Origin of the sequence: Methyloligella halotolerans, assembly GCF_001708935.1 — a bacterium.
GTDB classification, from domain to species: domain Bacteria; phylum Pseudomonadota; class Alphaproteobacteria; order Rhizobiales; family Methyloligellaceae; genus Methyloligella; species Methyloligella halotolerans.
In genome coordinates, this window is record NZ_MASI01000001.1 from 632694 (window position 1) to 657587 (window position 24894).

The window sequence follows — 24894 nt, forward strand, 5'->3', positions numbered from 1 at the left end:
TCCGGCCCAGCGGGAAACGGGTCCGCCTGTCTTCCAGAACAACATTACGAGGTCGATGTTTCATGCCCGAGGTGAATATCAGCGGACCGGCCGGTCGCATTGAGGCCCGCTATCACCACGAGAAGACGCCGAATGCACCGGTGGCGTTGATTCTGCATCCGCACCCCCAGTTCGGCGGCACGATGAACAATCAGGTGGTCTACCATCTGTATTACGCTTTCCAGCGGCGCGGCTTCTCCGTTCTGCGGTTCAATTTCCGGGGCGTGGGCCGGTCGGAAGGTCTGTTCGACAATGGCCCGGGCGAGCTGGCGGATGCCGCCACCGCGCTCGACTGGCTGCAGACCTACAATCCCGACGCCTCGACCTGCTGGATCGCCGGGGTCTCGTTCGGCGCCTGGATCGCCATGCAGCTCCTGATGCGCCGGCCGGAGATCGAAGGCTTCATTTCGGTCGCTCCGCCAGCCAATCTCTACGACTTCACCTTCCTTGCGCCCTGCCCCTCTTCGGGTCTCATGATCAACGGCGCGAACGACCGCGTCGTGCCGACGGAATCGGTGCGTACCCTGGTCGAGAAGCTGAAGACCCAGAAGGGCATCGTGATCGATCACGCGGTGGTCGAAGAGGCGAACCATTTCTTCGAAGGCCGCATGGATGCGCTCATGGAGTCGGTCGACGAATATCTCGACAAGCGGCTCGGCGCGGCGCCCGAGGCCAAGAAGGCGTAGCCGCTCCCACCGCTCACAATAGTTTATCGGCGGGGCGCTCTGGCGAGCCGCCCGCCGGTCATCGGCCGCGGGACGCCGGTGGTCGAGGGGAATGTGAGGGGCAGCTTGCGGAGCGCGCGCACGGCGAGGAAGCCGAAGGCCTCCGCCTCGAAATGCTCCGCCGACCAGCCCATCTCATCTGCCGAGGTCACGGGCTCGCTCACCGCTTCCACAATCGCCTGAACGATCGCCGGGTTCTTCGCTCCGCCGCCCGCCAGGACCCAACGGCGCGGGCGCTGGGGCAGATATTCCGCGCTTGCGGCGATCTCCCGGGCGGCCAGCGCCACGAGGGTCGCCGCACCGTCCTCCAAGCTGAGCTCCCGTTCGCTGAGACCCGGCAGATCGTAGCGATCCAGGGATTTGGGCGGCTTCCGCCGATAATAGGGATGGCTCGCAAGACGCTTCAGCACGTCCTTGTCGACGGTGCCCCGCAAGGCCGCTTCTCCGTTGCGGTCGAAGGGAAGCCCGGCCTCCTGCTGCATCCACTCGTCGATCATGCAGTTCCCCGGACCGATATCGAAGGCGATGACCTTGCCATCGGCGCCGATCCAGGTCACGTTGGCGATGCCGCCGATATTGACCACGGCGAGCGGCTTTTCGAACCCGACCTCGTCGGACACAGCGCGATGATAGGCCGGCACCAGGGGTGCGCCCTGGCCGCCGGCGGCGATGTCGGCGGAGCGGAAGTCATGCACCACGTCGATCCGGGCGAGTTGTGCCAGGAGGGGGCCGTCGCCAAGCTGCCGCGTGATCCGGCGCGAGGCGTCGTGGAACACGGTCTGGCCGTGAAAGCCGATGAGGTTGATCTCGCTGCGGGAGATGCCGAAGGCATCGAGAAAATCGGTAATCGCGTCGGCGTGAAGCTCCGTCACCTCCCGCTCGACGGCTTCCAGCAGCGCCATATCCTCCGGGCTCGGAGCCTGGCTCTTGGGATGGGCCCCCCAAATCCGCCAGGCCGCCTTGGTCGCCTCGCGGACGCGATCGCGGGTATCGAGGGGATAGGGATAGCTCAGCCCCCTGCCCCGATCGGTCAGACGCTCGCCGTCGGTGGACAGCAACGCCACGTCGATCCCGTCCATGGAGGTGCCGCTCATGAGACCGATCACCGTCACCGCGTCGTGCATGGTTCCATCCCGTGCAATTTCTCAACAAAGCTGGTAGAGGCAGCTGGCCAAGTTTCCGGCCAGAGTTCTCATCCAGTCTTTGGTCTATTATTCCGGCTTTCCTGCGGCCCCGGAAGGCGCCGCCGGATCTCTATCCGCATCAGCCTAAACCCTGGGCATTACCGTAAGATATTCGACCATGAGCGAGTTTCGATCCGATTTCCTAAAGGCGCTGGAAGCGCGCGGCTATATCCATCAGTGCACTGATCCGTCTGCCGTGGACGATCTGGCGGCGGACGGCCGGATCATCGCCTATATCGGCTTCGACTGCACCGCGCCCAGCCTACATGTGGGCCATCTGCTCGGCATCATGATGCTGCGCAAGCTCCAGCAGGCGGGCCACAAGCCCATCGTGCTCATCGGCGGCGGCACGTCCAAGGTCGGGGATCCTTCGGGCCGGGACGAATCGCGGAAGCTGCTGACTGAAGACGACATCGAGGCCAACAAGGCGAGCCTCAAGGAGGTATTCAAGTCGTTCCTCACCTTCGGCGACGGCAATACCGACGCCATGATGATCGACAATGACGAGTGGCTCGCCAAGCTGCATTACGTGCAGTTCCTGCGCGATTACGGGCGGCATTTCAGCGTCAACCGTATGCTGAGCTTCGAATCCGTGAAGCAGCGGCTGGATCGCGAGCAGCCGCTAAGCTTCATCGAATTCAACTACATGGTCCTGCAGGCTTACGATTTCGTCGAGCTCTACAAGCGGTATGGCTGCCAGCTGCAGATGGGCGGATCCGACCAGTGGGGCAATATCGTCAACGGGATCGAGCTGGCCCGGCGCACCGAAGGCGTGGAGCTTTACGGGCTGACCACCAACCTGCTGACGACCGCCTCGGGCGCCAAGATGGGTAAGACGGCGAAGGGCGCCGTCTGGCTCAACCCGGACCTGCTCAGCCCTTACGACTACTGGCAGTTCTGGCGGAATACGGAAGACGGCGACGTCGGCCGGTTCCTGCGGCTGTTCACCGAGCTCTCCCTGGACGAGATCGCCAAGCTCGAGGCTCTCGAAGGCGCCTCGCTGAACGACGCCAAGAAGATCCTGGCGACGGAGGCCACCGCCTTGCTGCATGGACGGCAGGCGGCGAAAGAGGCCGCGGAGACGGCGCTTAAGACCTTCGAGCAGGGTGTGGCGGGCGACAGCCTGCCCCGTTTCCCCGTTCCGCCCGCGGCCCTTGATGAAGGCTACGGCGTGCTGACGGCTTTCGTGGAAACCGGGCTCGTGGCTTCGACCAGCGAGGCGCGACGCCAGATCAAGGGCGGCGGGCTCAAGATCAACGATGCGGTGGTGGACGATCCCAAGCGCCTGATCACCTATGACGATCTGAACGCGGAAGGGCTGATCAAGCTGTCGTTCGGTAAGAAGCGCCACGCGCTCCTGATGCCGCAATAAGCCGGTTCGCCGCTCAGCGCTGGGCGCCGGCGCCCGGGGGCTGGCCCTGGAACTCGAAGATCTGGCGGAAGATGCCGGGCGCCACCACGGACATGGGATTCACCAGCACGGCGGGATCGGACAGGCTGCCCTTGATGGCGAAGGTGATGCCGACGATGCCCTCCCCCTGGCGGCCCACCAGAAGGTTGCCAAGGATCGGAATCTGTCCGAGGGCCGAGTTCAGCCCGTAGAGGGGGACGTAGGTGCCGCCGAGATCGACGGTGTCCTGTTCGAAATTCACCCGCCCGCGCATGGTGGCGCCGAGGGTCGGCCCGTTCATATAGGCGTCTTGCAGCACGAACTGGCCGCTGCCGACGGTGAAGGGCGCCCGCAGCTTGTTGAAGGTGATGCGTCCGCGGCGGTTCTGGCGGCGTTTCTGACCGAAGGCTGCCGCCGCGTCCTGGTCGCTCAGCACATCGTCCAGGACGCGATCACTGACCACCTCGAAATCCTGCGCCCAGAGCTGACCGCTCTTGCTGTCGTTGGCGCCGGCATCCATGTCGACGAGGAGTGTGGCGCTGCCACCCTGGACCTGGCGGTAGAAGCCGACCAGGCGGAAGGCATCGCCGGCATTGCCGGTCTCCGCGCGCAGGATGCGTTTGCCCTTTTCACGCTTGAGATTCACGGCCAGGGGCGCCTTGCCGTTGAGTTGTCCTTCCGCGTCGAGCGCCACCAGCTCTCCACCGCGCTTTTGCATGGTGACGCGCATCTGCTTCAGGGTCGTGCCGTAATAGCCGATGACGTTGTCCACCTGGACATCCATGTCGATATTCATGGCGTCGCTCGGTGTGCCCGACGCATCCCTGGCCAGCTCGCCCGCGGAGAACAGCGAGCGGAAAGCCTGCTTGCCGTCATAGGACGCCCCCGCGCCGTGACCTTCAGCACATTGTCCGGTCCCCGCTCGCCGCCGATTTCGACATGGGTGAGCGCGTTGAACGAAAAGTCGCTGAAGTGAAAGGATTTGAGGCCGAGATCTTCGTTGAGGGCGATCCAGCCGTCGATGTTGACGTCGTTCTCGCCCCGGACCTTGAGGTCGTTGAGGACCGTGGTGCCGCCCTGGCCTTCGTCGATATCGAAGGTGATCGTGGCGCGGCGGCCCGAGGGCTTGGTCCAACCCATGCCGGCGACCACGACCTGCGTGTTCGTGAGATCGGCTTCGACCGAGAGGTCCGGCTTTTCGGCCTGGGGATCGGAAATGGAAATCGTCACGGGAAGCAAGCCGGTCACGAGTTCGTTGATGCCGAGGCCGAGCTTGTCGCGGGTGGCCGCGTCGAGCACGGCGCTGAGCTTGACCGGAGGTTGGCTCTCCTTGGGCATGCCGAAGAGCCGCTGAACCGTCACCTGAGCCGGTATCTCCTTCACAACGAGGTCGCCCTGGAGCATGAGGGCCTTCTCGGTGACATCGACCTGGTAGGTTCCGCCCTGGATGTCGAGATCGCCGATCACGTTCGCAGCCACGACATCGGTCACCGTCGCCTTACCGTTGAAGCTAATCTCCTCAGGCTTCAAATCCTTCTTCAGCGGGATCGTGACTGCGAAATCGCCCCGCACCCGGCCGCCGAAGCTGGTCGGGTCCTTCCCCATATCCTTCATGAAGTTTAGCGGCTCGTTGTCGAGGAGCTGGAGGACGGCGGACAGACCGCCGTCGCCGGAGAAGGTGACCACGCCCGTATCCTGATCCGGGCGGAGATCGGCGACCGCGTAGCGGCCATTGTTCAGCGCGATGCGTTCGCCGGACGCCAGGCTGACGCTTCCTTCCGGCACCTCGGCATAGAAGCTCGCCCCGCGGAGATGGAGAGAGGCCGCTGGGATGCTGACCGGCGGCATGCCCTCGAAATAGGTGACCTGGAGATTCTCCAGATCCATATCGAAGGTGACGGGCTGGGAATACTCCGCGCCGTGGTCGATCACCTGGTCGATCTCGCCCGGACCGATATTGATGTCGATGGTGCCGCCGAGGACCTGGCCGCCGGAGACGTTCTCGCCGGCCCACTCGCGCGCGCCGGCTGCGACGAATTTCGGCCAGAACTGCTTCAGCACCTCGATGGGCATGGGGCTGATCTTGCCCTTGATGGTCATCGCCGGGCTGGTCCCTTCGGCATTGACGAGCTTGCCGGAGAGCTTTGCTTCGGCGCTGCCTTCGCGGAGGACCAGGCTGTCGACGGTGACTACCTTGGCGGCGGGGCCGACCGAGCCCTTGGCGCTCAGCTCATCGGCCGCGATGGGCGGCACGCCGAATTCGTCGGCGGCGAGGAACGCTTCGTCGGCCTTCAGGCGGTAATCCCAGCGCTCGATCTTTCCAGCATCGTCCTTCACCGCATCGAAGCTGCCGCTCATAGCGATCCGGCTGCGTCCCCAGCGCAAGCTGGACGGCTTCACGATCACGCGGTCCTGACCTTCCGGATAGGCCAGGTGGAACTCGCCGGAATCGACCCAGATTGGATGCTCCTTTTCCCAGGGGACCGTGATGTCGCCTGGCTTGAGCTCCAGCCCGGCCTCCCAGCTGATCACCCGGCCCTTCTCAGAAAGCTGAATATCGGCATCGGCCGTGATCGGGATGTTGAGGGCTTGGAGAGCCAAGCGGTCGGGGAACTTGTCGGCAAGGGTCGACGGCACGAAGTCCTCCACCCTCACATTCACGGAGAGCCTGTTCCGCTTGGGATCCTGGGCCGTGCTGAACTCGAGCCGCCAATCGCCCCGGTCGGAGCGCATGGTGGCCTCGCCCACAAGGCGGCTGCGCCATTTCTCATGCTTCAGGTCGACGGAGAAATCCGGCACCTCCCAGAAGGTCTGCTTGCCGTTGTGGCTCAGCAGCACCAGGGCATCTTCCACACCGAACCGGTTCAGGTAGGAGTTGCTTCCCTGGCGCGCGCGCTCGAAAACCTCGCTTACGGTCTCGGTGACGTTGAGGCGCTCGCCGGCGGCTTTGTTGGCGCGGGCAACCAGCTCTTCGTTAGGAACCAGTTCTCCGAAAGGAGAGGCCTGAGACGCGCCTCGGGAGGGCTGAGGAATCGGAAGGGCATCGGCATCGCCCGCTTCGGAGAAGCTCAGGGCGAGTCCCTGCTCGTCGGAATAGAACAACAACAGACGCGCGCCGATGAAATCGACGCTGCCCGGCGCGATACGGCCGGCGAGCAGCGCGTTGCCGCTCAGACCGACGGCGGCGAACGGCGCCTGGGCCAGTACCGCGCCCTCACCATCGACGAGCCGGATATTCTTGAGGCGAAAGGCGACACCCGGGCCGTCAGGCGAACGCTGAAGGATGGCGTCGCCGATCTCCACATGCATGTCCTGGAGCTCGCCGTTGATGGCCTCCTCCACGGCGGGCACGAGGCTCGGCAGGGAGATCGGCCCCTGGGCGAGGCGGCCGTAGCCGGCGAGGATGATGACGAAGCCGATGACCAGGATGCCGGCGAATACCTCGCGGGCAACGCGGGCGCCCCGGGAGGAGAGCTTGCGCAGCTCCTTCTGCACAGGAGGCGGCAAGCGATTGGCCAAAGCGCGCCCCTGCGCCGGAAGCGCCATAAGGGCCCGCCCCCTACCTGACCATTTTACGAGCGCAGTTGAAGTCGGCTTGTCCATGCAAATGAAACTAGCTGGCGCCCTCTCCCGGGCGGCGTTTAGCGCCGCCTTCGTTCATCCGTGCAGCGTCGACCGAACCAAGCTTGGCATATCGGCGACGCCGGACTCTAGCTTAGCCCGACTACGAGGCTGATTTCATGGCCAGTTTTTACGGTATCCCCGAAAGAGTCGAACCCGCTCGGCGCAGCAAGCGCCTTTTATCGATTCCTTTCTCGGATATTTCGCATAAGACGGGGAAAAATCGACCAAACGAAGGCGCCTGAGGCCCGCGCGGCAAGGCCGTTATGGGACGCGAAAATTTATGCTCCGCCCTTAGAAACTCCGGGACAATCAGGGTCCGGGGCTCTATGGTTCGGACCAGCAACATGCCGCTAAACGGAAGCGTTTGGCGGTCCCTGACAGTATTCGCTTCGGAGGGACGGGAGATGTTTACGAAAAAGCCAGAGCGAGACACGGCAGGAGACAGCAGTAAGTCTTTGGGACAACGGCTGACAGGCGATTCGCGGCCATTCGGCGAGCGCCCTACGCCGTCGTCAAAGCCTGCGGCGCCGGCGCCGAGCATGCCCAGCGCCTCATCCTATAGCGGCAAGGCGGTCCCCTCGATCATCGGCGAAGATCTTACGATCGTCGGCAACGTAACCTCCAAGGGCGAGATCCAGGTCGACGGCGAGATCCAGGGCGACGTGCATTGCGTGTCCCTGCTGCTCGGCGAGAAATCCCGCGTGATCGGTGGCGTAGTCGCCGATGACGTCGTGGTGCGCGGCAGCGTGAGCGGCTCCATCAGCGGCATGCGGGTGACCCTGCAGGCGCAGTCCCACGTGGAAGGCGACATCTACCACCAGAGCCTCTCCATTGAGCAGGGCGCCTATTTCGAAGGGAAATCCCGTCGGGTGGAAGATCCGGTCAAGGAAGCGCGGCAGTCCCGGGAGACCGGAAAACCCGCCGCCGAGCCAGCGAAGACCGCCACCGGTTTCGGCTCCGCGTTCGGCGCCAACACCACATCTTCGGCTTCCACGCCGGCGGATTCCGACGACGACGCTCTGACGCTTTCCGACGACGCCTCCGACGAGAAGGCGAAGGCGGCCGAATAGCGACGGATTCTTCCAAGCTGCTCACGCGAACAAATCGTTGAATCGAAAAGGGGACCCGCCGAGGTCCCCTTTTTTGTATCTACGCTAGTGTCTTGCGCTGACCGCTGGCCGCTCGACGGCAGCCGCTAAGCGTCCGCCACCTCTTGCAGCTTCCCGGCCAGCGCCGCCTCTATGAAGGGATCGATGGCGCCGTCCAGCACGGCGCTGGGGTTGGTGCTTTCCACCCCGGTGCGCAGATCCTTCACCAGCTGATAGGGCTGGAGGACATAGGACCGGATCTGGTGGCCCCAGCCGATATCCGATTTCGTATCCGCCGCCGACTGGGCCTCTTCCTCGCGGCGCTGCAGCTCAGCCTCATAGAGGCGAGCCCGCAGCATGGACCAGGCGGTGGCGCGGTTCTTGTGCTGGGAACGCTCGTTCTGGCACTGCACCACGATGCCGGTCGGAATATGGGTCAGGCGGACCGCGCTGTCGGTGGTGTTCACATGCTGGCCGCCCGCTCCGCTCGCCCGGTAGGTGTCCACGCGCACGTCCTTGTCCTCGATCTCGATCTCGATGGAGTCGTCGATGGCGGGATAGACGGACACGGAGGCGAAGCTGGTGTGGCGCCGGGCCGCCGAATCGAACGGCGAGATGCGCACGAGGCGATGCACGCCGGTCTCGGTCTTGAGCCAGCCATAGGCGTTGTTGCCCTTGACCAGGATCGTGGCCGACTTGATGCCCGCCTCTTCGCCGTCGGTCTCGCCGATCACCTCCACCTTGTAACCGCGGTCCTCCGCCCAGCGCAGATACATGCGTTCCAGCATCTGAGCCCAGTCCTGGCTTTCGGTGCCACCAGCGCCCGCGTGGATTTCCACGTAGGTGTCGTTGCTGTCGGCTTCGCCGGAGAGCAAAGCCTCGACCTCCTGGCGCTGGGCCTCCTTCAGCAGGGTCTGGAGCGCGCGGGTCGCTTCGGTCACGACCTCCTCGTCGCCCTCCTCCTCGCCGAGGGTCGCTAGGGCGATATTGTCCTCAAGCTCCTGGGCAAGACGGTCATAGGAGGTGAGCGCGTTTTCCAGCTGCTGCCGCTCGCGCATCAGCCCTTGGGCGCGCTGGGGATCGTCCCAGAAGTTCGGGTCCTCCGCCTGGGTATCGAGCTCGCTTAAACGCGCCTTGGATGTTTCCGGGTCAAAGATGCCTCCGCAACAGGGACAGCGATTCCTTGATGTCGTCGACGATGGCTTCGATTTCAGCCCGCATGGTCGATCCTCACGTTTCTTGTTGTGGCATTCGTCGGAGAAATAAGGGTGACCGGCCCTGCCCTGCAAGAGACGCAGGGGCGCATCCGCAGAGCGGGCCGAACCGATCGAAAGACGTGAACCTTAAGCGCTAATACAGCCCGCCCGGGATGATGGAGCGCCAACCGCCCCTATTCTCCTGACGGGGACGCGGCTGAGGCTGGGGTTGCGGCTGGGGCTGATATTGGCCCTGACCGCCGCCGTAGAAACCACCGCCCTGGTCGGGCTGACCGCCATACTCGTCACCGCCATAGCCGCTCGATGCAACGGCGCCGACGGGCTCCTGGCCCGGCTTGAAGGCTTCCATGATGGCCGTGCCGTCGCCGCCGCCGGCCGGAAGACCGGTCTTGAGATTGACGCGCACGAGCTTCACGCCGGGCGGAGCCCGGAACGGAACGGGCGGCTCATCCTTGAGCGCGTCTTTCATGAAGTCGAGGAACACGGGACCCGCGACGCGGCCGCCGGTCTCGCCGCGGCCCATGGGTTTCGGATTGTCGAAACCGATGAACACGCCGGCCACGAGGTTCGGCGTAAAGCCGATGAACCAGGCGTCCTTCTCGTCGTTGGTGGTGCCGGTCTTGCCGCCGACGGGGCGGCCGAGGGCGGCGATACGCCGGCCCGTGCCCCGCTGCACCACGCCTTCGAGGATCGATGTCATCTGATAGGCCGTGATGGGATCGAGGATCTGCTTGCGGTTCTCGACCAGCTCGGGCTCGGCTTGGCCATGCCAGCCCTTGGCGTCGCAATCGGTGCAATCGCGCTCGTCATGGCGCCAGACGGTGCGGCCATACCGGTCCTGCACGCGGTCGATCAGGGTGGGCGTGATCTGCACGCCGCCATTGGCGATCATGGAATAGGCGCCGACCATGCGCATCAAGGTTGTCTCGCCGGCACCCAACGACATGGAGAGGACCGGCATGAGATTGTCGTAGGCGCCGAAGCGGCGGGCGTATTCGGAAATGATCGGCATGCCGAGATCGCGCGCCAGACGCACGGTCATCAGGTTGCGCGAATGCTCGATGCCGTAACGCAGGGTCGACGGGCCGGCATGGGACCCTGCCTCGTAGTTCTTCGGCTGCCACGGGGGCATGCCCGGGCCCTGGTCGATGGAAATCGGGCCGTCATAAATGATGCTCGCCGGCGTATAGCCGTTGTCCAAAGCCGTCGAATAGATGAGCGGCTTGAAGGACGAACCCGGCTGGCGGCGCGCCTGGACAGCGCGGTCGAACTCGCTCTGAGCGAAGCTGAAGCCGCCGACTAGGGCCAGGATGCGGCCGGTAAAGGGATCCATGGCGACGATAGCACCGCCGACCTTCGGCACCTGCATCAGGGACCACTGGCCCGCGACATCTTCCTCGGTCTGCTTGTCGCCCGGCTCCTTCGGCTTGACGTAGATCACGTCGCCCGGCTTGAGGATCGCGTCGACGGTCTTGGGCGTGCCGCCGAGGCCGCGCTCCAGAACCGGGCGCGCCCACTTCACTTCCGAATAGGCGATCTCGCCCTTCTCGCGATCAGCTACGACCTTGCCGAAATCGTCGGTGCCGGGGCGGAGGCCGATCGTCGCCGTCTTGGTGCCGCTTTCGAGAACCACGGCAAGGCGCCAGGCTCGATATCGGACCAGACGTCGATCTCGGCCAGCTTCTGGCCCCAGTCGCCGTCGATCGCGATCTGCTCCTTCGGACCGCGCCAGCCATGGCGCTGATCGTAGGCCACGAGACCGTCGATCAGCGACTTGCGTGCGATGCGCTGAAGACGCGGATCGAGGGTGGTGCGGACGGAGAGACCGCCGCCGTAGAGCTTGTCCTCGCCGAAGCGGTCGAGCACCTCGCGTCGGACTTCCTCGGCGAAATACTCCGATGCGAAGATGCGGGGTCCGGTGGGCCGGCGCGTCACGCCGAGGGGCTGGGCCTTGGCCTGCTCGCCCTCCTCCGCTGTTGCGTAGCCATTCTCCACGATGCGGTCGATCACCCAGTTGCGACGGGCGATGGCACGATCGGGATGGCGGAACGGGTCGTAGTTGCTCGGCGCCTTCGGCAGGGTCGCCAGGTAGGCGGCGTCGGCCAGGGTCAGCTCGGCGAGGGACTTGTCCCAATAGCTGAGAGCGGCAGCGGCAACGCCGTAGGACCCGACGCGAGATAGATCTCGTTGAGATAGAGCTCGAGGATCTGGTCCTTGGTGAAGGCGCGCTCGATGCGGATGGCGAGGATCGCCTCCTTCAGCTTGCGCTCGAAGGTCACGTCGTTGGTGAGCAGGAAGTTCTTGGCGACCTGCTGGGTGATGGTCGACGCGCCGACCATGCGCCGGCCGGACTGGATGTTGTTCAGGTTGGTCACCACCGCGCGGATGATGCCCTGAATATCCAGACCGCCATGCTGATAGAAATTCTTGTCCTCCGCCGAGATGAAGGCTTGGACGACCTTATCGGGGATGGCGGTGATCGGGACGTAGATGCGCCGTTGACGGGAATACTCGGCGATCAGACGGCCGTCATTGGCGTGCAGCCGCGTCATCACCGGCGGCTCGTACTTCGCCAAGACCTCGTAATCCGGAAGCTCCTGGGAAACCTTCCACAGGAAGAAGGCGGCAACGGCCGCGCCGGCGACGAAAAGGATCATGCCGGCGGCGAAGAGAAAGCCGAGGAAACGCAGCACGAAACTGCCACGTTTGCGGCGACGCCCGTTTTCCGGCGGCCTGATCGGAGCTGTGATGTCCATGAACCCGTCTCGTGTTCCGCGAATTTGCGGCGTCTTCGGACCCTATCCAAGATTATGGCAACAACAAGCTGATGTCCTGCCGAAATGCAAGCGGGACAGGGCGTTATTGCCGGAAGGAGGACGAAGGTGCGCGATTTCGCGCCATAATCGTCTCAGCCCGAAGGGAGGTTTTTTTCGCCCGCCCCTAGAACGGCGTGCGGGCGATTCGCTGCTCGAAGTAGCTTTCCACCGCATGGGAGACCGCTTGGGCGGTCTTCTCGCGCCAGGATTCGGAGAGCAGAAGCTTCTCGTCGTCGGTATCGCTGAGATAGCCGAGCTCCAGGAGCACCGACGGCACGTCGGGCGATTTCAACACGCGGAAGCTGGCGGATTTGGGCTTGCTGCTGTGAAGCTTCACCCGCCCTTCCAGGGTCGAGAGGATCGCGCCCGCAAAGACCATGGAGCGATTCTGGGTCTCCCGCTGGGCGAGATCGATAAGGATATTGGCCAGGATCTCGTCGGGCTCCTGGGGCAGCTCGTAGCCGCCCACGGCGTCGGCGAGGTTTTCCTTGGCGGCCAGCGCCCGTGCCTCTGCGTCGGAGCCATTCTCCGAGAGGGTGAAGATCGTTGCCCCCCTCGCCTCGCCCTTATGGGGAAAGAAATCGGCGTGGATCGACAGGAAGAGGCTCGCGCCCTTCTCGTGGGCGAAGGCGACCCGGTCGCGCAGGGTCAGAAAGCGGTCCCCCTCGCGGGTGAGTGCGACGTCGAACTTGCCGGTCTCCTCCAACTGCTTCTTGAGGAGCTGGGTGAAGGCCATGACCACGTCCTTCTCCTCGGTCCCCTTCTTGCTGACGGCACCGGAATCGATGCCGCCGTGGCCGGGATCGAGCACGACGATGGGCTTGGCGCTTGCCGGGCGTTCCTTGGCGGGCGGCAGGGGGCGGACCGGCGGCGAGGTCTCGGCCGCCGCGGATTCGGTCGATTTCAGGAATGTCTTGCGGTCGGTCGGCACGAGATCGATTACCAGCCGCGCCGGCTGTCCGTCGCGCGCATCCAGGACGAAGGTCTTGTCGACGAGGAACGGGCTGGCGACGTCGATCACGATGCGGGATTTGCCCGGTGCGAAGAGACCGTAGCGATAGCCCTTGATAAGGCCCTTGGGCTTTTCGCCGATGCCGGGCGGCATCTGGAACTGCACATCGGCCAGATCGACGATGACCCGGTAGGGATTGTCGAGGGTGAAGACGTGGACATCCACCTTCTTCGACAGATCGGCGATAAATCGGGTGCGCTGCTGATCGCCGGCAAGGCGTGCGTCATTGGCCACCGTGGGGGCGGCATGGGCGATCGTTGCCGGAAAGAAGCCTGTGCTCACAACAAGGACGGATGCGAGCAAGAGGCAGAGGATGGCGCGAGGCCAACCGCCAGTGTCTCTCGTTCGGATGAGTCGCATGGTCAAAGCTCGCGGGACGCGCGTTCAAAAATTCGAACCAACCTGAGCTTGCGACCCTTCTGCACAGGCCCGCGGGACTCCGCAGAAAGCTCCAAGCTATTGCGAACTTGCCAAAAATCCGGAAAGGGATGGTTAAGACTAGAGCCCCTGCAATTAAGGGCGCTTTGGCACCGCACTTGCCAAATCTCTGTGCGGCATCCTAAATAAGCATGTTCGACTCGTTCGGACCGCCGAAGGCCTGGAGCCGCGAATACGCGCGGGCCGGCCTTGTTATGTCATTATTTTTTCGCGCGTCCTGCACGCTGTAACCGCGGACGCCGAGCAGGCGGCGGGTGAGAGACGACCGCCTCGAGACATCATCCCTGGCCGGAGCTTACGGCCATTCGGAGATCGTGATGCAGATCGGATGCACAGATCGAAGCCTCGGATGGGATGCAAATCCCACCCAGCACGGTCCGGTGCGCGCTACTCGTTTGAGCGCCACCGCCGGCGCGACGCTTCGCCATGCCCGGCCGTATCACGCGATCTCATTGTCATCTGAACAACAGCTCGCGCGGGCCTCCGGGCCATTATCTTCGCGGCAGCTCAATCTGCCCTTCCCGTCCCGCGCGGCGGAGAACCAACAACATGCCAAGCAAAATGCTGATCGACGCGGCCCACCCGGAAGAAACCCGGGTCGTCGTCGTCAAGGGAAACCGCGTAGAGGAATTTGATTACGAGTCTGCCAACCGAAAACAGCTTCGCGGAAACATCTACCTGGCCAAGGTAACGCGGGTCGAGCCGTCGCTACAGGCCGCCTTCGTCGATTACGGCGGAAACCGACACGGCTTTCTCGCCTTCAACGAAATCCACCCCGACTACTATCAAATCCCGGTTGCCGACCGGCAGGCCCTTCTCGAAGAGGAAGCCGAGGAGCAAAGCCGCGTGTCCGCTCAGGAAGCGGCCGAAGACGATGCGGCTGCCGGAAAGCGGAAGCCACGCCGCCGCAGCCGTGGGAAGAAGGACGAAAATCAGTTCGAGGCGGATTCCGATCGGGACGAGGACGAGAGTTCCGCATCCCACGACGATGATGCCGACGATTACGATGACGAGAATGACGAGGAGAACGGCTCCGACATCATGCTCGCGAAGAAGGATCTGACCCACGAGATCTCCGAGGAGGCGCCGCCTCCGAACTCGTCCGACGAAAATGACGACGATTCCGACGAGAGCGACGAGTCGGACGAAGACGACGAGACCTCCGAGGCGCAGGCGTCGTCCGACCATGGAGAATCCACGGGCGATGAGGAGCACGACGAGTCTTCCGAGGGCGGCAATCGGCGCCGCCGAGGACGCGGCGGGCGCGGCCGGGGCCGTGGACGTAGCACAGCCAAGAGCGCCAAGAGTGCGGACAAGGGTGACGAGAAGACCGGCGAAGGCGAGAGCGTCGAATCCGTCGGTTCCGAAGACGCCATGGAAGAGGTGCCCGAGCGTGCTCGCAGGCGCCGCCGGTCCTACAAGATCCAGGAAGTCATCCGCCGCCGCCAGATCATCCTGGTGCAGGTGGTGAAGGAGGAGCGCGGCAATAAGGGCGCAGCGCTTACGACCTATCTTTCGCTCGCCGGCCGCTACACGGTCCTGATGCCGAACACGGCGCGGGGCGGTGGTATTTCCCGCAAGATCACCCAGGCCCCCGACCGCAAGCGCCTGCGCGAGATCGCCGACGAGCTGGAGGTGCCGGAAGGCATGGGGCTGATCATCCGCACTGCGGGCGCCCAGCGCACCAAGGCGGAGGTGAAGCGGGACTACGACTATCTGCTGCGCTTGTGGGAGACGGTACGCGACCTGACGCTGGAATCCACGGCGCCGACCCTCGTCTACGAGGAAGGCAGCCTGATCAAGCGCTCCATCCGCGATCTCTACAACAAGGATATCGACGAGGTGCTGGTTGCCGGCGAGGACGGCTACCGGGACGCAAAGGACTTCATGCGCATGCTCATGCCGAGCCATGCGAAGAACGTGAAGCTCTACAAGGAGCCCGATCCGCTCTTCATCAAATACAAGGTGGAGCGGCAGCTGGCGGCGATGTTCAGTCCGCAGGTCACCCTGAAATCGGGCGGGTACATCGTCATCAACCAGACCGAAGCGCTGGTCGCCATCGACGTGAACTCCGGCAAGGCGACGCGGGAGCACAATATCGAGGACACCGCGCTGCAGACCAATCTGGAAGCCGCCGAGGAGATCGCCCGGCAGCTTCGCCTGCGCGACCTCGCGGGCCTTATCGTGATCGACTTCATCGACATGGACGAGCGGCGCAACAACCGCAATGTCGAGAAGCGTCTGAAGGATTCGCTGCGCAACGACCGGGCCCGCATCCAGGTCGGCCGCATCAGCGCCTTCGGTCTTTTGGAGATGTCGCGCCAGCGTCTGCGCACCGGCATGCTCGAGGGCAGCACGACCCCCTGCCCGGTCTGCCAGGGCACCGGCGCGGTCCGCTCCATCGAATCCGTCGCCCTGGATGTGCTTCGCAGCATCGAGGACAAGCTGATCACGGAAGGTGTGATGCCGCTCGCGGCTACCACTGCGCCGGACGTGGCTCTCTATATCCTCAATCAGAAGCGCGCCCATCTGAAGGATATCGAGCACCGCTACGACGTGCCGATCATGATCACGGCGGGCGAAAGCCTGCACGGCGCCAACTTCACCATCGAACGGATGGCCGATACGGAGATGTCGGTCGGCGATGCCGCGGTGGTGCAGATGGATTGGGCGCATCATCAGCCGTCCTCGTCGGAAGACGAAGAGTCCTCCGGCGACGGCCGCAACAAGCGGTCCCGCAGGCGCCGCCGGCGGCGGCGTGGCGGAAGCGATCAGGAGGCTTCCGACCGCTACGAGGGTTCGGAGCGCTACGATAGCTCTGACCGTTACGAGAGTTCGGAGAGCGACGAGCCGTCCCACGACGACGAGGCGGTTTCCGCCCGCTCCGACGACAGTTCGGAGGACGACGAGGATCAGCCGAAGAAGCCGCGCCGGCGCGGGCGCCGCGGTGGCCGCCGAGGCCGGGGCCGCGGACGCGGCGGCGAACGTTCGGCAGCGGATCAGGAGTCCGGCGAGACGGATGACGAGAGCCAGGAGGATGGCCACTCCGACGATTCCAAATCCGACGATGCCCGGTCCGACGACGTCCATGCAGATGACGCCGCCGAGGAACCGAAGAAATCCGGCCGTAAGACGCGCGAGGAGACCCGGCCTGAAGTGACGCCGGTCACCGCGTCGGACGATGACGACATCGATGAGGAGGAGAGCGCCGAGGAGACTCCGCCCCAGGACGAACCGGAGCTCGCCGCACAAGAGGCTTCGGCACAGAGCAACGGCTTCGAGACAGAGCAGGCTGCAAGCCCCGCGAGCGAAGACGACGAGAAGGCGAGTGATCGCCGCTCCTTCTTCGCCAAGCGGTCGCAAGCCAGCACGGAAGTCGTCCTCGAGGACGAGGATGAGGATCGTCCCCAGCGTCGGGGTTGGTGGCAGCGCTAACCGACCTTCGCCGACCCGACGATCCAAAAGACTTGAGAGGCCCCTCCGGGGGCCTCTTTCGTTTCCGGCTGGCCGTTATGGAATTCCGGCCGCCGCCTAGAAGCCCTGCCCCGTTTCGCGCCAGGCTTTGAGGCGCTTGCTCGCCTCGCGCATCTCATCGAGAGAGCCCGCATAGGAGAAGCGCACGAAGCGCTTGCCCTCGGCCGGATCGAAATCGAGCCCCGGGGTGGCGGCGACCCCCGTCCGGTCGAGCATCGCCTGACATAGGGCCCTGCTGTCTTCGGCCATATGGCTGGTCTCGGCGTAGAGATAGAAGGCGCCGTCGGCGGGCAGGATGTTCTTGAAGCCGGCCTTGGGGAGCTCTTCCAGCAAAAGGGCACGGTTCTCGGCGTAGACCTTCCGCGTCTCCTCCAGCTCCTCGATTCCGTCGAATGCGCCCAGAGCGGCGTGCTGGGCGATGGCCGAGGTGGAGATGAAGAGGTTCTGGGCGAGGCGCTCGATGGGCCGGACGAGATCTTCCGGCACAACGAGCCAGCCGATGCGCCAGCCGGTCATGCTGAAATATTTCGAGAAGCTGTTGACCACGATGGCCTCGCCGCTCGCGGCCAGCGCCGTCTCGGCCGGGCGGTCGTATTCGAGCCCGTGATAGATTTCGTCGGAGACAAGCCAGAGGCGCTCGCGGGCGCACGCGCGTGCGATCTCGCCGACCCGCCCGTCCACCGCCATGGTGCCGGTCGGATTGTTGGGGCTGGCGAGTAGGAGCCCCTTCGCGCCTTGCGCCTTCAGAGCTTCGACGTGACGGGCATGGGGCATCCAGCGATCATCCGGCCCTGGCGCGATCAGCCGGGGCTCGGCGCCGAGGGCGCTGAGGATATGGCGGTAGCAGGGATAGCCGGGGTTCGGCAGGCCGAAGCTGTCACCCGCTTCGAGAATGGCGAGAAAGGCCAGGATAAAGCCGCCGGACGATCCCGCGGTGACCACGACCCGCTCGGGCGGCACGCCGATCCCATAGCGTTCGCCGTAGAAGGCGGCGATCCGTTCCCGCAAGGCCGGCATCCCGAGGGCGTCGGTATAACCGAGCTTGTCGGACCGTAGCGCGGCCTCAGCTGCGGCGAGGGCCGCCTTCGGTGCAGGGGTCGCGGGCTGGCCGACCTCCATATGGATGATGTCGTCGCCCCTCGCCACACGGGCGTTCGCCTCGCGCATCACATCCATCACGATGAACGGATCGATGCGGCTGCGCACGGAAGGCGGCAGCGGTCCCGTCACGCTGTTGCCCCATTCGGGGCGATCATCTGTCCGCGAGGTGGGCGATCGCATCAAAGTCGACTTTCCAAGGTTTCCGCCAGGGTTTTCCGCCAAGATTTCCGCCCGGTCATTCCGATCAAATCCGGGTGATGTTCGGCGTAAGTGGATTGGCCGTGGGGCGCTCCGTGTGCGATACCCGTCTTTGGCTATTGATCGCAAACGGTTAGCATATTCCGGACAATGAACGCGCCGGTTCGAACCAGCAAGATGAGCTTCTCCAAATGGGGCAAGGCCGCAGCAACGGGTTTGCTGGCGGGGGCGCTCGTCGTTTCATCGGCGGTGAGCGATGCGGCTTCGGCTGCTGGGCTGATCCGGGATTCCGAAACCGAGACGCTCATTCGCGACTACGCCAAGCCGATCTTCAACGCTGCGGGTCTCGGCTCCCAGGGCATCGACATCCATCTCGTCAACGACAGAGCCTTCAACGCCTTCGTCGTCGACGGCCACAACATGTTCATCCATGCCGGCACCATCATGATGGCCGATACGCCGAACCAGGTGATCGGCGTGATCGCCCATGAGAGCGGCCACATCACCGGCGGCCATCTGGCGCGGCTGCGGAGCCAGGTCTCCAAGGCCAAGTCCACGGCGCTGATGCTGCAGCTTCTGGGCCTCGCCGCCATGGCCGCGGGCGCCATGGCAGGTCAAGGCGATATCGGCCAGGCGGGCGCGGGCATCGCGTTCGGCGGGACCGAGGCGATGATGCGCTCGGTGCTGGCCTATCGTCAGGACGAGGAATCCTCCGCCGACCAAGCTGCGGTGACGTTTCTCAACGCGACCCAGCAGTCCGGCAAGGGGATGGTCCAGTCCTTCGAATATCTGAACAGCAAGCTGCTCGGCGTGGAGGGCATCAATCCCTTCCTGCAGAGCCACCCCCTGCCCTCCCAGCGGCTCTCGCAGCTCCGGGCGTTGGTGACCTCCAGCCCTATTACAACAAGAAGGATCCGCAGGAGCTGCAGTTCCGGCACGACCTAGTGCGGGCGAAGCTGATCGGCTTCATCGACAAGCCCGAGGTCGTGTTCAACAAATATCCGAAATCGGATCGCAGCTTTCCGTCCTACTATGCGAGGGCCATCGCGACCTATCGCGACAAGGGCGTAGATGCCGCGATGCCGCTTTTGGATGCCCTGGTCCAGGCGCAGCCCAATTGGCCCTATTTCCATGAGATCCGCGGGCAGTTCCTGTTCGAAAGCGGGCGCGCTGCCCAAGCCATTCCGGATCTCGAAAAGGCCGTAGAACTCGCGCCAGAGGAGCCCCTGATCCGCGTCATGCTGGCTCAGGCGCTGCTTGGGGCTTCCGGGCCCCGCAATGTGGACGAGGCGATCAAGAACCTGAAATTCGCCCTCGCCCGCGAGCGCTCCTCGGCGACGGCGTATCGCCAGCTCGCCATCGCCTATGGCCGTAAGGCGGAGCGTGTCCCGGCCCAGGCCCGCCGAGACTTTCTGGCGCGCGCCGACCTTGCCTCGGCAGAAGCGTATTTCTATGAAGGGCAGCTCGACCTCGCCAAGATGCAGGCGCGTCGGGCCAAGACGGCCTTCATCGAAGGCACGCCCAGCTGGATCCAGGCCGACGATATCCTGGCCTTCCAACCCCCCAAAACCAACTAAGACGCCATTCGTCTTCTAGGAGAATACAGATGACCGCAAGAACAGGCCTCCTCGCAGCCCTCGTGGCCGCGATCGTGTCCGCCGCGGTGACGGCGGCCGGGCTCTTGATCTTCGCCCCCGGCCATTCCGTTCAGTTCGCGGACGGCAGCACCGAGGCCGGTACGGCTTCGGGACTCGACATGAGCGACGAAGGGACCCGGACCCAGGTGATCGCCGTGGTGCGCGACTATCTGGTCAACAATCCCGAGATCCTGGTCGACATGTCCCAGGAGCTGGACGAGCGCCAGCAGAGCGCCCAGGCGGAGCAGCAGAAGAAGGGCATCGGCGACAACGCCGACAAGATCTTCCGTTCCAACTATTCCTATGTGGGCGGCAATCCGGACGGCGACGTCACGGTGGTCGAGTTCTTCGATTACAATTGCGGCTTCTGCAAGCGCGCCCTGCCCGATGTGGTCAAGCTGACCAAAGAGGACGACACGGTGCGCGTGGTGTTCAAGGAGCTGCCGATCTTCGGCCAGGACTCCGAGGATGCCGCCCGGGCCGCGCTCGCCGCCAAGGAGCAGGGCAAATATTTCGAGATGCACCAGCGGCTCTATAACGATCCGGGCAAGGCCAACAAGGGGAAGGCGATGGCCATCGCCAAGGATCTCGGGCTGGACATGGACAAGTTCGAAGAGGACATGAAGAGCGACAAGGTCAAGGCTGCGCTGGATGAGAACATGAAGATCGCCCAGGCGATCGGGCTCCAGGGCACGCCGCTCTATCTGGTCGGCGACGAGATGATCGCCGGCGCGCCGGACGATCTGTTCGAGCAGCTGGAATCGAATGTCGCGAAAATCCGCAAGAACGGGTGCACGACCACCTGCTAATCGCGGCACGTTCTACGAAGTCTTTACAGCTTGCGGTATTTTCTGGGGGCGTCGGACCGAAACGGTCTGGCGCCTCTCGCTTTGCGGCCTTAGAAGAAATTTGCTAAAGAGCGGCGGCCTATTCTGCCCGCCGCGCCGGCCTGGGCAGTCTTCATGCTGCCCAGATGGCGGCGGATTTTCTTGCGTTACTGTCTCAATTGCCAGGTGTTTCCTCGCCCATGGCCAAGCCGATCTTCATCCTCAACGGCCCAAACCTCAACTTGCTGGGCAAGCGTGAGCCGGAGATCTATGGCCACGAGACGCTGGACGATCTCAAGGCGGTTTGCGAATCCCGTGCAAAGGATTGCGGGCTGGCGGTGGATTTTCGTCAGAGCAACCATGAGGGGGATCTGATCACCTGGATCCAGGAGGCGCGCGAAAACGCGAGCGGGCTTATTGTCAACGCGGGCGCCCTCACGCATACATCTGTGGGCTTGCTGGACGCGCTGCTAGCCGTTCCCGTGCCGAGCTTGGAGGTTCATCTCTCCAATGTCTTTGCCCGGGAGTCGTTTCGGCAGCATTCTTATATCTCCAAAGGGGTGAAGGGCGTGATTTGCGGGCTTGGGCCGAAAGGCTACGAGCTGGCGATCGAGGCCCTTGCCGCAATGATCGGTCAAGGCGGGAAAAAGTAATGGCGGACGAAAAGAAAACGCCCGACGCAAAGAAGACGGGCGCCTTCGATAAGGCCTTTATCCAGGAGCTTGCCGAGCTCCTGACGGAAACCGAGCTTACCGAGATCGAGATCGAGCACGACGGGCAGCGCGTCCGCGTTGCCAGGAACCAGACCATCGTCGCCGGCAATTTCGGCGGACCTGTCGTGGGCGGAGACGCCGGGGCGTCGAAGGGTTCGGACAAATCTTCCAAGGCGGAAAGCGCCGGACCGCATCCGGGCACGGTGACCTCGCCCATGGTGGGCACCGCCTACCGATCGCCCGAGCCGGGCGCACCAGCCTTCGTGGAGGTCGGCACCCGGGTCACCGCCGGCCAGACCATCATGATCATCGAGGCGATGAAGACGATGAACCATATCCCTGCCCCTCACGCGGGGACGGTCATCTCGATCCTCGTGGAGGACGGCCACCCGGTCGAGTATGGCGAGCCGATCGTCGTCATCGAAACGAACTAGCGGCCACCGATGTTCGACAAGATCCTGATTGCCAACCGGGGGGAGATCGCCCTCCGCATCGAGCGGGCCTGCAAAGAGCTCGGCATCGCCACGGTGGCCGTGCATTCCACCGCGGATGCCGACGCCATGCATGTGAGGCTCGCCGACGAGAGCGTCTGCATCGGCGGCGCCGCGGCCAAGGACAGCTATCTCAACATTCCGCAGATCGTCTCGGCCTGCGAGATCACCAACGCGGATGCGGTGCATCCCGGCTATGGCTTCCTGGCTGAGAATGCGCGCTTCGCGGAAATCCTGGAAGAGCATGAGATCAACTTCATCGGTCCGAGCTCGGAGCATATCTCGCTCATGGGCAACAAGATCGAGGCGAAGGAGACGGCCCAGAAGCTCGGCATCCCGGTGGTACCCGGCTCCGATGGACCGGTCTCGGACTATTCGGAGGCAAAGCGGCTCGCTAAGGACATCGGCTATCCGGTGCTGATCAAGGCGGCCTCGGGCGGCGGCGGACGCGGCATGAAGGTCGCCATGTTCGAAAGCGAGCTGGAGCTGGCGCTGGCCACGGCGCGCACGGAAGCCCAGGCGAGCTTCGGCGACGCGACGGTCTATATCGAGAAATATCTCGGTAAGCCCCGCCATATCGAGGTGCAGGTGCTGGCCGACGGCAGGGGCAACGCGATCCATCTCGGCGAACGCGACTGCTCGCTCCAACGGCGGCATCAGAAGATCTGGGAAGAGGCGCTGTCGCCCGCGCTCAACGAAGAGCAGCGCCAGGAGATCGGCGAGACCGTGGCCGACGCCATGCGCAAGCTGAAATACAAGGGCGTGGGCACGGTCGAGTTCCTGTACGAGAACGGCGAGTTCTACTTCATCGAGATGAACACGCGTCTCCAGGTGGAGCACACCATCACGGAGATGATCACCGGCATCGATCTGGTGATCGAGCAGATCCGGGTCGCCGCCGGAGCGCCGCTGACCATCCGCCAGGAAGACGTCACCTTCAACGGCCACGCCATCGAGTGCCGCATCAACGCGGAGAATGCGCGAACCTTCCGCCCCTCCCCCGGCACCATCACCCATTTCCACCCGCCGGGCGGGCTTGGCGTCCGTGTCGATTCCGGCGCCTATGCCGGCTATACGATCCCGCCCTACTACGACAGCATGATCGGCAAGCTGATCGTGCACGCCCGCAACCGCAACGAATGCCTGATGCGTTTGAAGCGAGCCCTAGGCGAATTCGTGGTCGACGGTATCGACACGACGATACCGCTCTTTAACGCGCTTCTCGCAGAACCCGCTATCGCCGATGGAATGTATGATATTCATTGGCTAGAGGAATATCTGGCTCAAGATTCGTAGGTCTCGAGCTGGTGGAGAGGCGGATGGCCACGCTCGACGACATCATGATCGAGATCACGCCGCAGGTCCTTCTCAAGGCCTATGCGTGCGGGATCTTCCCTATGGCGGAGAGCGCGCGGGACAACGCGCTGTACTGGATCGAGCCCGAGCATCGGGGCATCCTGCCGCTCGACAACGTGCATGTGCCGCGCAGCCTGGCGCGGACGATCCGGCGCGGCGATTTCGAGATCAAGGTCGACAACGATTTCGCGGCAGTCATCGAGGGCTGTGCGGCGCCCCGCCCCGGACGCCGCAGCACCTGGATCAATCAGCGCATCCGCAATCTCTATGCCGACCTATTCGATCTCGGCCACTGCCACACCATCGAGGTCTGGCGCGACGATAGGCTGATCGGCGGGCTGTACGGGGTCCATCTCGGCCGGGCCTTCTTCGGCGAAAGCATGTTCAGCTTGGTGCGCGACGCCAGCAAGATCGCCCTAGTCTATCTCGTGGCGCGGCTGATTTACGGCGGCTTCACCCTGCTCGACACGCAGTTCGTAACGGACCATCTGGCGCGTTTCGGCACCGTGGAGGTGGACCGGGAGGACTTTCAGGGATTATTGGAGGACGCGCTGTCCGACGGCGAAGGTCAGTTCTCTTCGCTTCCCGGCGACATGTCGTCTTCCGGCATCTTGCAGTTAGTCAGCCAGACATCGAAGACCGGATGCTCCACGGCATGAAGCCCCGGACTTTCGGCGAACATCCAGCCGGTGAAGATGCGGCTGGTCTCGCCGGAGAGCTTGGTCTCGTCCACCTCGACAAATGCGGCCGTCTTCGGCTGCTCGGTCGGCGGGCGCGTGTGGCAGACGCGCGGCGTCACCCGTAGGGCTCCGAACTTCACCGTGTCGTTGATGGGGATCTCGAGATGGGAGATCCGGCCCGTCACCTTATCCAGCGCGGCGAAGACGGCGATCTTGTTCTCGATCACGTCGGCCCGCGCGGCCGCTCCCGACACCAGCAGCATTGCCAGCGCCGTCAGCAAGACCGCGGTCATGTGGCAGGAGGTTGCGGCGATTCGTGCAAGCTGGATCATGAAATGGCACTTATACGGACGGGAGCGCATCCGTCCACTTCCCCGACACGTTCCGCTTTCGAATGATGGATGAAAGTGACGGGGCCGTGGCGGACTATTCGGGTTGCCAAGGTTCGTAGGCGCGGGTCGGCGGCCCCTCCTCCCCGACGGGCCGCAAGGTGCTGCCGGGTGGCCGATAGGCGGCCGGCGTTCCGGTGAGGTTGGGCTGGGGCGGCATCTGCCAGGGCCTGGCTTCGTAGGTTTCATCCGTCGGCGGCACATCGACGGTGTGGTGCAGCCAGCCGTGCCAGGCCGGCGTGACGCTGCTCGCATCGGCCACCTTGTCGTAGATCACCCAGCGGCGGGCGCCGGTCTTGTCCTCGTAATAGGTGTTGCCGAAGCTGTCGGTGCCCACCTCGTTGCCGAAGCGCCAGGTGAAGAGCCGCGTGCCTATGGTGTTGCCGGTCCACCACGCAAAGAGCTCTTTGAAGAAAGCCATCGAATTCGTTGTCTCGTCCGGAGGGGTGATTTGTCCTGACGGACTATGGCGTCAAAGGCGAAATGCGTCCAGTG

Annotated in this window: 19 protein-coding genes and 1 pseudogene; 11 read left to right on the forward strand and 9 right to left on the reverse strand. The window is 64.0% G+C overall.

The window, feature by feature from the left end; translation table 11 throughout:
• Positions 1 to 62 precede the first annotated feature (62 nt).
• Positions 63 to 725 carry an alpha/beta hydrolase gene (locus tag A7A08_RS03135; RefSeq protein ID WP_069094038.1) on the forward strand — a complete coding sequence of 221 codons (663 nt, stop codon included), beginning with the start codon at positions 63 to 65 and terminating at the stop codon, positions 723 to 725.
• A gap of 23 nt (positions 726 to 748) precedes the next feature.
• Here the strand turns inward: A7A08_RS03135 and A7A08_RS03140 are convergent, their stop codons facing one another.
• A complete protein-coding gene (locus A7A08_RS03140; protein WP_069094039.1) occupies positions 749 to 1888 on the reverse strand; it encodes an anhydro-N-acetylmuramic acid kinase in 1140 nt (379 codons plus the stop codon).
• A 178-nt stretch (positions 1889 to 2066) separates the two neighbouring features.
• Here A7A08_RS03140 and tyrS point away from each other — a divergent pair, with 178 nt between their 5' ends.
• Positions 2067 to 3320, forward strand: coding sequence for a tyrosine--tRNA ligase (gene tyrS / locus A7A08_RS03145; RefSeq protein WP_069094040.1), 1254 nt, complete (start codon positions 2067 to 2069; stop codon positions 3318 to 3320).
• Between the two features lie 13 nt (positions 3321 to 3333).
• On the opposite strand, the gene A7A08_RS03150 is transcribed toward tyrS, so the two are convergent.
• Both A7A08_RS03150 and A7A08_RS03155 read right to left on the reverse strand, forming a co-directional pair.
• Entirely contained in the window at positions 3334 to 4134 is an 801-nt protein-coding gene (locus A7A08_RS03150; RefSeq protein ID WP_069094041.1) for an AsmA-like C-terminal domain-containing protein, read from the reverse strand.
• Positions 4131 to 6884 carry a YhdP family protein gene (locus A7A08_RS03155; RefSeq protein WP_069094042.1) on the reverse strand — a complete coding sequence of 918 codons (2754 nt, stop codon included), beginning with the start codon at positions 6882 to 6884 and terminating at the stop codon, positions 4131 to 4133. The genes A7A08_RS03150 and A7A08_RS03155 overlap by 4 nt, the downstream gene beginning before the upstream one ends.
• Positions 6885 to 7501: 617 nt before the next feature.
• On the opposite strand from A7A08_RS03155, the gene A7A08_RS03160 reads away from it, so the two are divergent.
• Positions 7502 to 8032 carry a bactofilin family protein gene (locus A7A08_RS03160; RefSeq protein ID WP_069094043.1) on the forward strand — a complete coding sequence of 177 codons (531 nt, stop codon included), beginning with the start codon at positions 7502 to 7504 and terminating at the stop codon, positions 8030 to 8032.
• Positions 8033 to 8157: 125 nt separating this feature from the next.
• Here A7A08_RS03160 and prfB read toward each other — a convergent pair.
• The 3 genes and pseudogenes from prfB to A7A08_RS03185 all read right to left on the reverse strand — a co-directional run bounded on the left by prfB (position 8158) and on the right by A7A08_RS03185 (position 13377).
• A protein-coding gene (gene prfB, locus A7A08_RS03165; RefSeq protein ID WP_141693815.1) for a peptide chain release factor 2 occupies positions 8158 to 9271 on the reverse strand; the annotation gives its coding sequence in 2 pieces (ribosomal slippage) (positions 8158 to 9201 and positions 9203 to 9271; 1113 coding nt in all).
• Positions 9272 to 9400: 129 nt separating this feature from the next.
• Positions 9401 to 11924, reverse strand: a pseudogene (locus tag A7A08_RS15420) (penicillin-binding protein 1A).
• A gap of 283 nt (positions 11925 to 12207) precedes the next feature.
• The gene (locus tag A7A08_RS03185) at positions 12208 to 13377 is read right to left on the reverse strand and encodes an N-acetylmuramoyl-L-alanine amidase (RefSeq protein WP_169822905.1); all 1170 of its coding nucleotides are present in this window, start codon (positions 13375 to 13377) and stop codon (positions 12208 to 12210) included.
• Between the two features lie 705 nt (positions 13378 to 14082).
• On the opposite strand from A7A08_RS03185, the gene A7A08_RS03190 reads away from it, so the two are divergent.
• On the forward strand, positions 14083 to 16968 hold the full coding sequence (locus A7A08_RS03190) for an Rne/Rng family ribonuclease (protein ID WP_069094049.1): 2886 nt from the start codon (positions 14083 to 14085) through the stop codon (positions 16966 to 16968).
• 96 nt (positions 16969 to 17064) lie between these two features.
• Here the strand turns inward: A7A08_RS03190 and A7A08_RS03195 are convergent, their stop codons facing one another.
• Complete coding sequence (locus tag A7A08_RS03195) at positions 17065 to 18183, reverse strand: aminotransferase class I/II-fold pyridoxal phosphate-dependent enzyme (protein ID WP_069094299.1); 1119 nt, start codon at positions 18181 to 18183, stop codon at positions 17065 to 17067.
• Positions 18184 to 18456: 273 nt separating this feature from the next.
• Between A7A08_RS03195 and A7A08_RS15425 the strand changes: the two genes are divergently transcribed.
• The 7 genes from A7A08_RS15425 (at position 18457) to aat (ending at position 23989) form a co-directional block, all read left to right on the forward strand.
• Positions 18457 to 19251 (forward strand): M48 family metallopeptidase, encoded by a 795-nt coding sequence (locus A7A08_RS15425; protein ID WP_083226401.1) that lies wholly within the window; start codon positions 18457 to 18459, stop codon positions 19249 to 19251.
• Positions 19251 to 19883 carry a tetratricopeptide repeat protein gene (locus A7A08_RS15430; RefSeq protein WP_083226402.1) on the forward strand — a complete coding sequence of 211 codons (633 nt, stop codon included), beginning with the start codon at positions 19251 to 19253 and terminating at the stop codon, positions 19881 to 19883. Before A7A08_RS15425 ends, A7A08_RS15430 begins: the two co-directional genes overlap by 1 nt.
• 29 nt (positions 19884 to 19912) lie before the next feature.
• Positions 19913 to 20752, forward strand: coding sequence for a DsbA family protein (locus A7A08_RS03205; RefSeq protein ID WP_069094050.1), 840 nt, complete (start codon positions 19913 to 19915; stop codon positions 20750 to 20752).
• A gap of 218 nt (positions 20753 to 20970) precedes the next feature.
• Positions 20971 to 21423: a type II 3-dehydroquinate dehydratase gene (gene aroQ, locus A7A08_RS03210; protein ID WP_069094300.1), complete on the forward strand. Its 453-nt coding sequence runs from the start codon at positions 20971 to 20973 to the stop codon at positions 21421 to 21423.
• Complete coding sequence (gene accB / locus A7A08_RS03215) at positions 21423 to 21917, forward strand: acetyl-CoA carboxylase biotin carboxyl carrier protein (protein WP_069094051.1); 495 nt, start codon at positions 21423 to 21425, stop codon at positions 21915 to 21917. Before aroQ ends, accB begins: the two co-directional genes overlap by 1 nt.
• 9 nt (positions 21918 to 21926) lie before the next feature.
• Entirely contained in the window at positions 21927 to 23270 is a 1344-nt protein-coding gene (gene accC / locus A7A08_RS03220; protein WP_069094052.1) for an acetyl-CoA carboxylase biotin carboxylase subunit, read from the forward strand.
• A 23-nt stretch (positions 23271 to 23293) separates the two neighbouring features.
• Positions 23294 to 23989 carry a leucyl/phenylalanyl-tRNA--protein transferase gene (gene aat, locus A7A08_RS03225; RefSeq protein WP_069094053.1) on the forward strand — a complete coding sequence of 232 codons (696 nt, stop codon included), beginning with the start codon at positions 23294 to 23296 and terminating at the stop codon, positions 23987 to 23989.
• Here the strand turns inward: aat and A7A08_RS15435 are convergent.
• Together A7A08_RS15435 and A7A08_RS03235 are read right to left on the reverse strand one after the other, a co-directional pair.
• Positions 23899 to 24372 carry a DUF2155 domain-containing protein gene (locus A7A08_RS15435; protein ID WP_245290787.1) on the reverse strand — a complete coding sequence of 158 codons (474 nt, stop codon included), beginning with the start codon at positions 24370 to 24372 and terminating at the stop codon, positions 23899 to 23901. The two genes, aat and A7A08_RS15435, sit on opposite strands and share 91 nt — an antisense overlap.
• A gap of 64 nt (positions 24373 to 24436) precedes the next feature.
• Positions 24437 to 24820 carry an NADH:ubiquinone oxidoreductase subunit NDUFA12 gene (locus tag A7A08_RS03235; RefSeq protein ID WP_069094055.1) on the reverse strand — a complete coding sequence of 128 codons (384 nt, stop codon included), beginning with the start codon at positions 24818 to 24820 and terminating at the stop codon, positions 24437 to 24439.
• Positions 24821 to 24894: the final 74 nt, after the last annotated feature.

What these genes read in the sequence shown, in the direction of transcription:
- A7A08_RS03140 (WP_069094039.1), bottom strand. Translation starts at nt 1,888, where the DNA reads ATGCACGACGCGGTGACGGTGATCGGTCTCATGAGCGGCACCTCCATG.
- A7A08_RS03150 (WP_069094041.1), bottom strand. Translation starts at nt 4,134, where the DNA reads ATGAATATCGACATGGATGTCCAGGTGGACAACGTCATCGGCTATTAC.
- A7A08_RS03160 (WP_069094043.1), top strand. Translation starts at nt 7,502, where the DNA reads ATGCCCAGCGCCTCATCCTATAGCGGCAAGGCGGTCCCCTCGATCATC.
- A7A08_RS03235 (WP_069094055.1), bottom strand. Translation starts at nt 24,820, where the DNA reads ATGGCTTTCTTCAAAGAGCTCTTTGCGTGGTGGACCGGCAACACCATA.
- A7A08_RS03195 (WP_069094299.1), bottom strand. Translation starts at nt 18,183, where the DNA reads ATGGATGTGATGCGCGAGGCGAACGCCCGTGTGGCGAGGGGCGACGAC.
- A7A08_RS03205 (WP_069094050.1), top strand. Translation starts at nt 19,913, where the DNA reads ATGACCGCAAGAACAGGCCTCCTCGCAGCCCTCGTGGCCGCGATCGTG.
- accB (WP_069094051.1), top strand. Translation starts at nt 21,423, where the DNA reads ATGGCGGACGAAAAGAAAACGCCCGACGCAAAGAAGACGGGCGCCTTC.
- aroQ (WP_069094300.1), top strand. Translation starts at nt 20,971, where the DNA reads ATGGCCAAGCCGATCTTCATCCTCAACGGCCCAAACCTCAACTTGCTG.
- accC (WP_069094052.1), top strand. Translation starts at nt 21,927, where the DNA reads ATGTTCGACAAGATCCTGATTGCCAACCGGGGGGAGATCGCCCTCCGC.
- tyrS (WP_069094040.1), top strand. Translation starts at nt 2,067, where the DNA reads ATGAGCGAGTTTCGATCCGATTTCCTAAAGGCGCTGGAAGCGCGCGGC.
- A7A08_RS15425 (WP_083226401.1), top strand. Translation starts at nt 18,457, where the DNA reads ATGAACGCGCCGGTTCGAACCAGCAAGATGAGCTTCTCCAAATGGGGC.
- A7A08_RS03135 (WP_069094038.1), top strand. Translation starts at nt 63, where the DNA reads ATGCCCGAGGTGAATATCAGCGGACCGGCCGGTCGCATTGAGGCCCGC.
- A7A08_RS15435 (WP_245290787.1), bottom strand. Translation starts at nt 24,372, where the DNA reads ATGCGCTCCCGTCCGTATAAGTGCCATTTCATGATCCAGCTTGCACGA.
- A7A08_RS03155 (WP_069094042.1), bottom strand. Translation starts at nt 6,884, where the DNA reads ATGGCGCTTCCGGCGCAGGGGCGCGCTTTGGCCAATCGCTTGCCGCCT.
- aat (WP_069094053.1), top strand. Translation starts at nt 23,294, where the DNA reads ATGGCCACGCTCGACGACATCATGATCGAGATCACGCCGCAGGTCCTT.
- A7A08_RS03190 (WP_069094049.1), top strand. Translation starts at nt 14,083, where the DNA reads ATGCCAAGCAAAATGCTGATCGACGCGGCCCACCCGGAAGAAACCCGG.